The following is an 11,451-nucleotide window of genomic DNA, read 5'->3' on the forward strand; positions in this document are numbered from 1 at the left end:
GCGTTAAGTACTCTTACCTAGGACTCTGACATCCCGTGACTGCTTTGAGCCATGCGGCCAAGCGGCGATCATCGTGTGAACATGTCAGGAGCCAATGATGACCAACCCTTTTGAAAACCGCTCGCTTTCGCTGCGCGGACCCGCCACCGATATGGCGCCGGTGACTCCGTCGGATGCAGCCGACCTAAACGATGTCGCCGTCGCGCTTTATGTCGAAACCGGCGGTGCCGTCGCGTTCACCTCGGTCGCTGGTCAAAGCCGGGTCGTCGTCGTGGGGGATAATGCGATCTTACCTGTTGGCGTTAGCCGGGTGCTCGCCACGGGCACCACAGCAAGCGGCATCCACGCCTTCGTGCTTGTCTGATGATGGGGTTGGGCTACGATATTCCGGCGCTTGCGATGCGCCGGCAAGCGGGGTCAGGATCGGCACCGTTTTCACCACTGGCATTGTCGCCGTCAGCCTTCTTCGATCCATGGCGGTCTGAGACCATGTTTCAGGATCCAGCTGGTTTCCTAAGCGCGTCGGCAGATGGGCAACCGATCGGCCTTTGGCAAGATCTGTCCGATGCTGGTAACGATTTGAGTCAAGCCATCAGCGCCGCGCGCCCGACCTATCGTACCGATGGTACGGATCACTGGATCGAGATGGACGGCGTCGACGACGCGATGAAAACTGCCGATATTTTTGATGTCGAGAACCCGATCACCATGGTGCTTGGGTATCAGATGCTTTCGACCTCGGGCACATCGCGGGTCAATGTAGCTGAGATCAGCAAGACCAGTACCAACGGCATGTCTATCGGTGCGCGTCCCAATATTGATCGCTTACAATATTACAGCCGCATGTCACAGAACGGGGTTTCCGCAAGCAATCTGGCGTCGCCGTCGATCTGGGGTGGGCATGCACGGCATGTGGTGTCTCTGAGAGCGGTGCCCAGTCATGTGACCGTCAGGATGGATGGGGTGCCGGTGATCGATACCGCTCAGTTGCTGACCACTCAGTCGGTCGCGTCACAGCCTTTGCGGATCGGATTGGGGAAGGTGACCGGCAGTATTCCAGGCGCTTTCCGTTTGTTCGGCCTTCAGGTGTGGGCATCGCAGGCTGCCCAGCCGGACACAATCCAGCTTGATATGCTGGAACAATGGATGGCGGACCGGATTGGGGTGACGCTATGACCCTTAGGATTACAATTGCCTGTCCCGAGAGCCGGATCGCAGATGCCAATCAATTCGCCTTGTGCCTTGGATATTCTTCGGCCGATGTTCAGACATTTCAGGGCGCTATGTGGGAGGACGCTGATGGAGCGCGCTATGCGTTGGCGTCGCTATTGGCAAGCGCGCACTTCCCGCAGGTTGCCACGTCGGAACTGTTAGCGCCCACTCATGCGCCAAATGCTGACATCGCGTCGGCAACTCGTGCCCAGATGGCGCTTGAAGTCTGGACGCCGGAAATGCCGGGTCCATTCCCGACGCTGACACCGGAAAAGTTGGTGGCGGTGATCGGGCTGGATGCGGGATTGGCGATCCCTCTGTTGGGCCTGACGCCTGTACCGGTCGAAGATTAACTGCTCTGATCTGCCCCCGTTTCATACTGGGGGCAGAGGCGCGGAAGCCGTCGAGAGTCTAATTAGTTTGCAATTTACATAAACTGTGTTAACAACCATGAGGTGTGGTGGAGTCAAATATATACAACCATGAGGATTCTCATGTATGACTTCGGATCGACTTCAGGTCAAATTGCCCGGCTGGAAACGCCGCGGGAACAGATATCCAACACGCCGGACTTCTATTTCGATATTTGTAAACGCGCCTTTGACATTCTTATTTGTCTATTCTTGCTGCCACTTCTTTGCACTGCCGCGCTGGCCCTGATGATGGTAAATCGCAGTGTTAACCCTGGCCCGCTTTTGTTCGTGCAACCGCGTATGGGCAAGCATTGCGTGCCGTTCTTGGCGTATAAATTCCGCTCAATGACACCGGCGACGCGACAAAGGCAGGCGGATGAACCGCTGGAGCATGATCGTATCACGGTGCTTGGGGCCTTCCTGCGCCAAAGCCGGATCGACGAGCTTCCGCAGATCATCAATGTTCTTCGCGGTGAGATGAGCCTGATCGGCCCGCGCCCCGATTGCTATCAGCATGCAGAGACGTACCTGAACGTGGTGCCCGGTTATGAAGAGCGGCATTCCGTGCTGCCCGGGATTAGCGGATTTGCTCAGACCGAAATTGGATATGTTGAGGGCGCGGATGAAACTGCGCGCAAGGTTCAGGCGGATTTACATTACATCGCTAATCGTAGCATTCGGTTCGAGCTTTGGATCTTCTGGCGCACGCTTATCACCATCATTTCTCGGTCGGGGCGTTGATCCTATTTTGGAACGCATTAACGGGTAACAAGAGGTAAGAATGACGATAGCAGGCGGTCTGGATGGCCCATTTGACAGGGTTCCGAACCAACGCGGTGGGTTCCCCAAGGATATTGAACCGGTGCAAATTTGGCTGGCTCTTTGGCGTGGGCGGAGGTTGATCTGGTTGGCGATGGCGATCGGCATGCTGCTCGGGGCGGTTTATTACTTCGCTTTGGCGCAACCGCGGTATGCCGCGACTGCGACCATGGTGCTACAGCAGCAAGACGACCTCGTGTCTGAAATCGCAGGCGCGGGACAGACTTCATCTTCGGTTGATATGTCCCAACTGAACACGGAACTTCACATCCTACAGTCACGCGGGCTGGTACTAAAACTGGTTGAGCAGCTCGGCCTAGATCAGGATACAGAATTCAATCCGTCGCCAACGGCCAGTTCAGCCCAACGATTGAACCAAGTCGTCCAGAATGTTCAGTCTGCGATATCGGCGCGCGAGCAACGCAACAGCCAAATCGTCACTGTGACAGCAACCTCAAAAGTGCCTGAGAAAGCGGTTCAGATGGCCAATGCATTGACCCGCATCTATGTTGAAGAGCAGATTGCTACCAAATACGCGGCCGCACAAACAGCCGAGACATGGTTGTCAGAGCGGGTCGGGACCTTAAGGCAAGCACTATCGGAGCAGGAGCGTGAGATCGCGCAGCTTCGGTCCAAGACGGAGGTAACGGCGTCCGCTGATTTGTCTTTAATGGCCACGCGATTACAGGATACACGTACGCGACTGGCGGATATCACCGAGCGCGTGAATGCAAACGCCAGCGAGCTTCAGGGCGTTCAAGCCCTACGTGAGGCGGGCAAGTTTCCTCAGATTGCGGCCATGACCGGGAACCGGGCACTTGAGCAACTGTTGAGCGCGGCGGACAATGAAGGATATTCACCTGCAATCGAAACACAGTTGGATGCCATGGAGGCCGACCTGAAATTGCAGCAAAGTCGGTTGGACCAGCAGGCACAGGTATTGTTGCGATCTGTGAAGGAGCTGAACACCAAGCTTGACGCGCAGGGTGTTAACCTCGGTGTTTTGCAACAGCTTGAACGCGAAGCGCAGGCCACTCGTGTACTATACGAGACGCTTCTTGCCCGCCTGCGCGAGGCAAGCACTTTGCGGGGCCTTCAGCAGGCGAATGCCCGAGTATTGTCGCCCGCGGTAGTTGGCCGGGATCAGTCTGCATCGCTTGCTATGGTGCTGTTGGTCGCGGCAGCAGTAGGTGTGCTTGTCGCGGGTGTTTATGTACTGGTACGAAAATTCGTTCATGCCGGGTTTCGCACGGCTGATGAGCTGGAACAGGTGACTAACAAACCCGTGCTGGGCCAACTGCCCGCCTTTCCTGTGAAAGACCGCTCGCGACTTTTGCCCTTTTTGGCCACTCATCCAACATCTGCGGTATCGGAAGCGGTGCGAAATCTACGTACATCGTTGCTAATGTCCCATCCCGACCGTCCGCCGCAGGTCATCTTGTCGGCCTCTGCCGTACCGGGCGAGGGAAAAACGTCCCACGCGATTGCGTTGGCACAGAACTTCTCGGCTATGGGCAAGCAGGTTTTGTTGATCGATGGGGATATGCGGCGCCGAACGCTGAGCAGCTATTTTTCAACCGACCATACAGCGGGCGTGGTGGCTGCGTTGATGGACGGCGCTGATCTGGCATCGGTTGTACAGCATATTCCGTCGTTGGGCGCGGATGTATTGTTGGGTGCCCCTACGACCGCCAGCGCTGCGGATGTATTCGCATCGCGGCAGTTCAGTGACCTAATCGCGCGGTCGCGGTTGCATTATGATGTTGTCATCATCGACAGCCCGCCTGTGCTGGTCGTTCCTGATGCGCGGGTCATCTCGCGATATGTGGATGCGATCATCTTTTCCGTCGCATGGGACCAAACCACACGTCGACAGGTCGAAGCTGGATTGAAACAGTTCGATCTTGTTGGGTCCCCGGTCACCGGGATGGTCTTGTCGCAGATCAAACCTAAGAAATTGGCGCGATATGGCGATGAGGGTACGAACGAGGCCTATTCCGGGTTCGGCAGAGCCTATTACGACACCGTCTAGAGGTTGCCGCCGGGCTGTCAGATTCTGTGTGCTAAGATCATCTAAGGTGTGCTGTCCCCGTTCACCCCTTTGTTGATCAGGATCGGGAAAGCTTGTTCGAAGGCGCGTGACCATTTTGTGATTGGCTGCTCTTCGATGAATACAATGTCGTTCGGTCGCATCTGCATACGTGTCGCCAACGTCAAATTGACCACATTTGTCGCGTTCAGGTGCCAAGCAGTGACATTGGTTGCTTCTTTGCCGTTGTCGGGTCGTATCACATAGATTTGCGCGGGGTCACCGGTCTTCGTGTTGAAGCCGCCTTCATCATACAGAACGTCTGCCAAGCTGGCATGTCGGCCGTAAGGAAGGGCGACGCGGCCCTGAGATTGCACCTCTCCAACCAGATACACATAGTCGCGCTTCTCAGCGCCAAACTCTTGACGGGCAACGAAATTGGCGCGTCGTTCGTCCAACGTCGCGCGCTGTAACGTTAGTTCGGTGTCCAACTCGGTCAAAGCCTGAAGGCGCGCGTTGCGTTTCATGCCGATTGCAGCAATTTGTTGATCGTAGAACCGGGTCGCGCGCTCCAAGCTGTATCCGTCGTCGACATAAATCACATCATCGGGCAGCAGGTTCAGATTGCGAACATTTGGGTCCGACCGCAGATCAGATGTGGCCACTTGATACCGCTTGTCCCCGCGATAGAGGGTCACAGAAGTCGTGTCCGGGTCCTCTGCTAAGATGCCACCGGACTGTGCAAGTACGTCGCCAAGCCGCGTGGGTTTAAGGGTGATTGGTACCAAGCCGGACCTCCCGACCTGACCGCCAACCGCGATATGTTGCGAGTTGAACTCGGCGATCTCGAGGCTAAATGCGGGATCAATTTCATGCGCGACGAGCGCTTGGAAGACCGCGGTTTCGGCGTCCTCAAGTGTCAATCCGCCAACCTGAACTTGTCCGATATCCGGCAAAGCGATCGTACCGTTGTCACGAACCGAGAAGCCCTGTTTCTGTGTTTGTGCTGCTAGCAGATCACCCAGCCCTTCGATGGTCGACGCGGTGCCCTTTGTGACCAGAACGACGACATCTCCGACACCGATTTTATATCTAGGAGATAAGATCTGTGCAGGAAGGTTTTTGACTATGGGTTTGGGTGCGCGTTGCGGAGCGGGCGGTGGTGCCGGTAGGGGCCCGGCTCCGCGCGGTCCTGACGCTGACGCAGCCGTGCGAAACACATCGGGGAGCGTCATTGGTTGATAAGGCGCGGTGTTGGCCGTTTGTACTGACTTTGCCGTTAGGCGAACGACGGTTACATCAAAACCCGCCGCTTGGCTTTGGACGGTGGGGCTGTTGTAGGTCACCCCGCATCCAGCGATAAGTAAACTTGTTCCAAAAAGAACCGCACGGAGAGCTGTGATGTGCAACTTTATCCTCCTGTCTGCGCACCCGTCCGAGGTCGGTCCGCAACATCTATGCACATAAAGATTGCATATTGATTCAAATAAGTAACCTATAGTTGTTTATTGGCGTATCTGGAACCATAGATGTTGCAATATTACAGCGGAATACCGTCGCAACTACGATCCGCAGTCCTGACGGGCGGTCGCCCGCCCTTTCTTACTTATCGGTGCCAAGCTTGTTGTATTCTGGTCCTGCGCGAGGAATTGTCTTCCGATGCCTATGCCAGGTTGACGGATGGCCGTCCGCCTAGCTTCTCAAGAACCTAACTTTCGTTCCTTAGCCCTTGGACAGTAAGATATTCAACGCTCGCGAAAAGATCGGTTCAAGGTGGAGTCGATGGGTTTGAGGAAATAGGCAAGCATGGTCTGTTCCCCGGTGACAATCTCGGCGACTACGGTCATTCCAGTACGCAGCTGTCGTTTCATTCCGCTCTGCCCGACCCGCGTACTTTCGAGGGCAATGGCTGCGCGAAAGTACTGCTCACCTGTTGCCTCGTCCGTCAGCGGCACAGGAGAGAGCGACAGCAAGTGGCCATTAAGTTGGCCGAAACGGCGCGGATCGAACGTGTCGACGCTGATCGAAACTGGCTGCGTGGTGTCGACGTGACCAATATCGTCGGCGGGTATGCGCGCTTCGATTACAAGGCCGCGCTGTTGGGGCACCAATTCAAACAATGTCTCGCCAGGTTCTATTACTTCGCCAAGATTGGGCAGTGCAACGGATTGGACTATGCCAGCTTCTGGCGCGACAATGGACAAGTCAGCGAGACGGGCATCTATGGCAGCTAGTTCGGCTGCCAGATCCATCAGATTTTTACGCGTAGCTAGCAGATCTTCCAGAACGTCCTCTTGCAACGCCAGTTGCGAATCCTGACGGTCGGCCACCGCGAGAGCCACTTGATTTCGGGCTTTTGCCAGTTCGACACGTGCGTCATTGGCTCGTTGCCGTTGATCGTTGAGCTGGTCATCCTCAACTTGATATTCGCGCACGGTCGTGAGGCCTTTGTCGTAAAGGATTTGAGCTTCCTGAAGCTGGGCCATTTTTGCGGCAACCCTCTCCTCGTTGAAGGTCAGCGCCGCGTTGAGGATATCTATGGTTTCCGTTTGTCGTTCAATAGCTTGGGTTTTGATTTTCTGAGTTTCGATGTGGAGTTGAAGCTTATCTGCGGAATCGTTGTAACCGGCCTCGCGCAAGTCCGCGACGGAGTTTTCCGTAGGAGGGGCCGAAGCCGCTAGCACCATACGCAAAGCAATCAGATTCATAAGCCGAGCTTGCTGCTCGTCATGTTGTATGCGCAGGGTGGCATTGCGACGCCGTATATCGGGCTGATCTAATTCGACAAGCGGCGCACCCGCTTCGACGATCTGCCCTTCCACAACATGAATGGCAATCACGACGCCACCTTCCAGAGTTTCGACTTGATAATAGTTGCCATATGGAAGAATCGTTCCCGGTGCGCGGGTAATGTTTGGCACTTGAGTTTTCGCCGCCAGTAGGATCAAGCCTACGGTCATCGCGAACAAACTAAGGGCGATGCGTGCGGCCAGTCGCGGTTTCCTGGCAAGGTCCGCTTCTTTTGCCCGTGCAATCGCACCTTTTTCGTTTCGTGAAAGAATGCGCGTTCTCATGCCCGGTCCTCGAGGTTTTGCAGTGCCACAGTGATTTTCTTTAGGCCCTGATCGCCCGTATCGTTCACGGTCAGCCGCCCATTATCCAAGAACACATAGCGATCAGCGAGTTGGAGGAATGACCGGTCAGACGTCGCCACAAATATCGTCTGGTGGCCTTTTTGTTGCGCTAGCCAAGCTTTGAAGCCCGTGCGCCCCTGATTATTCAAGCCGCTGGTTGGTTCGGAAAAGAGGTAAATCGGCGCAGCGCGCGCGATGCTGCGGGCAATAGTCAGGGCCTTGAGCGTGTGTTCGGGCAATAGGCTGGCGGCATCGTCGCGGAGCCGACTGTGTAATCCGTCGGGTAGGCCGTCAATTTCGTCCGGCACGCCGACATGCGCGAGAGCCCTAGCCATCTCCGCCTCGGTAAGGGTAGGCGCAGCAAGTCTAAAATTTTGAACCAGTGTGCCGTAAAACAAACTGCTGTCCTGACCTGCAGTGGTGATTGATCTGCGCAATTCATCACAAGCGATCTGTCGAATGTCGATGCCATCGTGCTCAATGGTTCCGGCCTGAGGAACATAGAGCCCCCCTATTAGATCAAGCAACGCCGTGCGGCCCGCGAGGTCACTGCCCATCACAACAACGATTTCCCGGGACTTGCTGGAGAAGCTCACCTGGTTCAGGATTGGGTTGGTTAGCGGGTCGGGTCGGAAGGTCACAGCTGAGAAGCGAACAGCGCCTTGCAAAGTCTTCTGGTGAGAGGTGGCCTGCCCCAGCTCGAATTCCTCTTTAAGGGCCAGCACGCGGTCGGCCTGCGTTTTGCTTTGCAGGAACGTAAGGATTTGCAGCGTGTTGGCATGTAGTGCAAGCAACGGGGCCATGACTTTCGATACCAACGCAATGACGGCGATCAGTCCACCGAAACTGAGATCGCCAGACAGTGCTGCGCGTGCGCTCAGCACAATTGCACCGACGGTCGCCAATGCAGTAATGGTTTGCGCAAACGATTGCGTGGTACTTTGGAACTGGCGAGCGCGACGTGTCGCGTATTCCGCCTCTTCGACTAACGGCGTGCTGCGTGTTCGCCAGATATCTGCGAGGCCTAAGTTGAGCAAGGCTCTTTGATTTAGAACGGCATCGTTTAGTAATGTACGGCTGGATGCGTTGGCTTCTGCCGAAAGGGTGTCGAGACGCCGTTGCGCCGGAATAACGAAACTGCTGAAGACAACAAAAAATACCGCGACGCCAAGGGTCAAGATACCGACTTGAGGAGACAGATACAGCAATATCGAGAGGAAAATTAGCGCAAATGGTAGGTCGAGAAGGCTGCTCATGACCTGCCCGGTGAATACATCGCGCAACGATTCAAATTGCCGAAACCGCGATAACTGCTGATCAACTTCTGATTTTTGCATCACCTGCAAAGGCAGCGCCATTAGCTTGCGAAACAATGCAGTCGTCAAAGTATATTCTACGTTTCGCCCGACATATGCCAGCGCGAGGGATCGCGCGTGGCGAAAGCTAAAATCGGTTGCGAGGATAACACAGACACCAATTACTAGGGAGATTAACAGGTCAATTGATCCCGTCGGGATCACACGATCGTAGATTCCCATTATTAAGAGTGGGGTCAAAAGACCAAGAACGTTTGATAGGAACGAGGCAACAAGCAACCAGGGTAGCATTGGGCGCAGTGCTGCCAGTATCTCGGCCACACTCGTCGGTCGCTGCTCGGCACGTTGGCGAAGATGTTGTTCGATTCTGAGGACGTGGACCATACGCCTTGTCGGAATGCGGGTTTGGCGATCCGCTTTGCCAGCACTCACAGTCAACAGTCCGCCGTCGTGGCGTTCGAGCGCGATGTACATCGACCCATCATCCGGGATAACAAGTGCAGGACATTCCGCTGCACTAATCCTGGTCTCGCAGCATCGTATTTCTGAGAATGGAATGCGCAGGTTACGGATCGTCCTGTGAAGCTCTGCCGGGCTAAGTTCCCGCGACATATGCGGCAGTGCTTCAAGAATCGCGGTATCGCTGCTACGCCATCCACCTGCTAAGAGTAGGTTTTGCAGCAGCGTATTTGCGTGTTGTGTATTCACACTTGTCATGCTGCACCTCTTTGAAAATTGTGTTTGGCGGGCGCATCTGCGTCTACATCTGCGATCCACGCAGCATTGGCCGCGTCATGTGCAGATACTAATGCAAGGCGCTTCTCGGCCAGTCTCTTCATGCGGGGATCAGGGCTGGAGATCAGGATCGTTGGTCGCGGGGACAAGCTTGCCAAGCAAGCACTAAGCGCCTCACGCTCGGGTGTTTCGAGGACACTGGTTGGTTCATTCATCAGCAGGATTTTAGGCTGCATAGCAATGGCACGTACCAATGCGATCAACTGTCGGTTGGCATGGTCTTTCTCGAACACGTTGTTGTTAAGCTGCGTCAGATATCCCGCGGGCAGCCGGAAAATTCGCCGTTCGAGCCCCAGTAATTTCGCGAAATGCTTCGCGCGCTCGATCTGTTGAGCGTCGCCAAAAGCGCTGATATTATCAAGGACCGTGCCAGAGAAAATCGCGGGTGATCGTTCCAGAACCACCAGCGCAGATGGGCCACGTTCTGAGATCCGATCGGCCGCCATCAACCCATCGATTAAGATGGAGCCGCCTTTGGGTGCGATTTGGCCAGTGATCGCATCAACTAATGCGGGCATAGCCCAGTCAAGCGCCGTGTCGACCAATACTGTTGTGCCAGCTTCGATCGTAGCCGAGACCGGCACAGTGTCCGTGGTGCTCGACAGAACGGTGTTTCGAAACACAATACTGCCACGCATTTTCTGCGCAGGGCGCGATTTGTCCGAATGGTCTTTCAAACTGTCCATCTTACCCAATTTGCGGCGTGAAACAGCGATGCTTTCGGCCTGAACCCACAATGTGACGAGCCGGGTAAGGGGTTGGATAATCCGGCCATTCAACATCATACATGCAGCAAGTTCTGCGATCCCGATGAGCCCCAGTATTACGAGGTAGGATCCGAACAGGCCTACGGCCGCGATCGACAGTTGTGAGATCAGCGAACCAAAGCTCTGAGCAAGCCCTGTGAACAGAATCAGCCTACGGCTAGTGGTTACGGTTTGATCCTGCAACAGTTCGAATCGACGGGTCATTTGCCGTTCCATCGTGTTGGACTTGACCGTTACGATTTTCGACAAGACCTCGGACAGGAAGGCGTAACGCCGTTCATCGAGGGATTTGCGGGTATCGAAAATTGACGCTTGTGCCCTCTTCATCGAGAATGCAAATATTAGAACGGTCAGGAGGCATCCCAGCGGAACCAGCACAAGCCAGCCGCCGATCAACGCCACCATGATGATGAACATAGCTGTGAACGGCACGTCGATCGCCAGGGCCTGATTTTGCCCCGAGTAGTGATCACGCAACCGCGCAACGGCGCTGTGCCGTTCTAGATGCACCGCCGGTGGAGATTTTGCAAACCTGCGTACATTGGCGGAAACGACGCAGTCCAAAAAATTCATGTGATTGGTGACAGCAGCACGTGCCGCCGCCATGTTTAGCATGGTGGAGCGGGCCCAGCGTAACACCAGCTCCGTTCCGGCGGCGATGCACAGCACCAGTGTTAGGATCGTAAGCGTTTGAAACGATTCATAGGGAATGACTCTATCGAAGATCAGTAGGATCACCAGCGGAGTCAACAAAGATAGAATGTTCAGGGTTAGGGACGCCGTAAGCACCGGTCCATCTATCCCAAGGCCGATGTCCCGACCCCTCCACATTTTATGCGTCATATTAGGGCCTGTTAACACTTAATCATATCGACGATTAGGGCGAAATTCAGGAAAGCGCGGTACATGACGTCCAGCTTTTCGAACCTTGAGAAGATGCGCCGGTATCCTTTCAGCCTTCGAAAC

At 55.1% G+C, this 11,451-nt stretch carries 9 protein-coding genes and 1 pseudogene; 5 read left to right on the plus strand and 5 right to left on the minus strand.

The window, feature by feature from the left end; genetic code table 11:
* Positions 1-97: 97 nt before the first annotated feature.
* The 5 genes from V6N04_RS11355 (at position 98) to V6N04_RS11375 (ending at position 4,476) form a co-directional block, all read left to right on the plus strand.
* Positions 98-364, plus strand: a complete 267-nt coding sequence (locus tag V6N04_RS11355; protein WP_371170283.1) for a spike base protein, RCAP_Rcc01079 family — start codon at positions 98-100, stop codon at positions 362-364.
* Entirely contained in the window at positions 364-1,176 is an 813-nt protein-coding gene (locus V6N04_RS11360) for a hypothetical protein (protein ID WP_371170284.1), read from the plus strand. The genes V6N04_RS11355 and V6N04_RS11360 overlap by 1 nt, the downstream gene beginning before the upstream one ends.
* On the plus strand, positions 1,173-1,565 hold the full coding sequence (locus tag V6N04_RS11365) for a hypothetical protein (protein WP_371170285.1): 393 nt from the start codon (positions 1,173-1,175) through the stop codon (positions 1,563-1,565). Before V6N04_RS11360 ends, V6N04_RS11365 begins: the two co-directional genes overlap by 4 nt.
* A 141-nt stretch (positions 1,566-1,706) precedes the next feature.
* On the plus strand, positions 1,707-2,366 hold the full coding sequence (locus V6N04_RS11370) for a sugar transferase (protein ID WP_371170286.1): 660 nt from the start codon (positions 1,707-1,709) through the stop codon (positions 2,364-2,366).
* A 40-nt stretch (positions 2,367-2,406) separates the two neighbouring features.
* On the plus strand, positions 2,407-4,476 hold the full coding sequence (locus tag V6N04_RS11375) for a GumC family protein (protein WP_371170287.1): 2,070 nt from the start codon (positions 2,407-2,409) through the stop codon (positions 4,474-4,476).
* 41 nt (positions 4,477-4,517) lie between these two features.
* Here V6N04_RS11375 and V6N04_RS11380 read toward each other — a convergent pair whose 3' ends face one another.
* From V6N04_RS11380 to V6N04_RS11400, 5 genes and pseudogenes are all read right to left on the minus strand, one after another.
* Positions 4,518-5,819, minus strand: a complete 1,302-nt coding sequence (locus tag V6N04_RS11380; RefSeq protein WP_371170288.1) for a polysaccharide biosynthesis/export family protein — start codon at positions 5,817-5,819, stop codon at positions 4,518-4,520.
* Between the two features lie 399 nt (positions 5,820-6,218).
* Entirely contained in the window at positions 6,219-7,547 is a 1,329-nt protein-coding gene (locus V6N04_RS11385; protein WP_371170289.1) for an HlyD family type I secretion periplasmic adaptor subunit, read from the minus strand.
* A complete protein-coding gene (locus V6N04_RS11390; protein WP_371170290.1) occupies positions 7,544-9,397 on the minus strand; it encodes a peptidase domain-containing ABC transporter in 1,854 nt (617 codons plus the stop codon). The genes V6N04_RS11385 and V6N04_RS11390 overlap by 4 nt, the downstream gene beginning before the upstream one ends.
* A gap of 239 nt (positions 9,398-9,636) precedes the next feature.
* Complete coding sequence (locus V6N04_RS11395) at positions 9,637-11,328, minus strand: ABC transporter transmembrane domain-containing protein (RefSeq protein WP_371170291.1); 1,692 nt, start codon at positions 11,326-11,328, stop codon at positions 9,637-9,639.
* 11 nt (positions 11,329-11,339) lie between these two features.
* Positions 11,340-11,451 (minus strand): annotated as a pseudogene (locus tag V6N04_RS11400) (IS5-like element ISCARN85 family transposase); the annotation flags it as partial.

Source organism: Aliiroseovarius conchicola, assembly GCF_041403445.1.
Lineage (GTDB): Bacteria > Pseudomonadota > Alphaproteobacteria > Rhodobacterales > Rhodobacteraceae > Aliiroseovarius > Aliiroseovarius conchicola.

Excerpts from the sequence above, each read along its gene's own strand:
- V6N04_RS11390 (WP_371170290.1), bottom strand. The coding sequence starts at position 9,397 with ATGTACATCGCGCTCGAACGCCACGACGGCGGACTGTTGACTGTGAGT.
- V6N04_RS11385 (WP_371170289.1), bottom strand. The coding sequence starts at position 7,547 with ATGAGAACGCGCATTCTTTCACGAAACGAAAAAGGTGCGATTGCACGG.
- V6N04_RS11365 (WP_371170285.1), top strand. The coding sequence starts at position 1,173 with ATGACCCTTAGGATTACAATTGCCTGTCCCGAGAGCCGGATCGCAGAT.
- V6N04_RS11395 (WP_371170291.1), bottom strand. The coding sequence starts at position 11,328 with ATGACGCATAAAATGTGGAGGGGTCGGGACATCGGCCTTGGGATAGAT.
- V6N04_RS11370 (WP_371170286.1), top strand. The coding sequence starts at position 1,707 with ATGTATGACTTCGGATCGACTTCAGGTCAAATTGCCCGGCTGGAAACG.
- V6N04_RS11355 (WP_371170283.1), top strand. The coding sequence starts at position 98 with ATGACCAACCCTTTTGAAAACCGCTCGCTTTCGCTGCGCGGACCCGCC.
- V6N04_RS11360 (WP_371170284.1), top strand. The coding sequence starts at position 364 with ATGATGGGGTTGGGCTACGATATTCCGGCGCTTGCGATGCGCCGGCAA.
- V6N04_RS11375 (WP_371170287.1), top strand. The coding sequence starts at position 2,407 with ATGACGATAGCAGGCGGTCTGGATGGCCCATTTGACAGGGTTCCGAAC.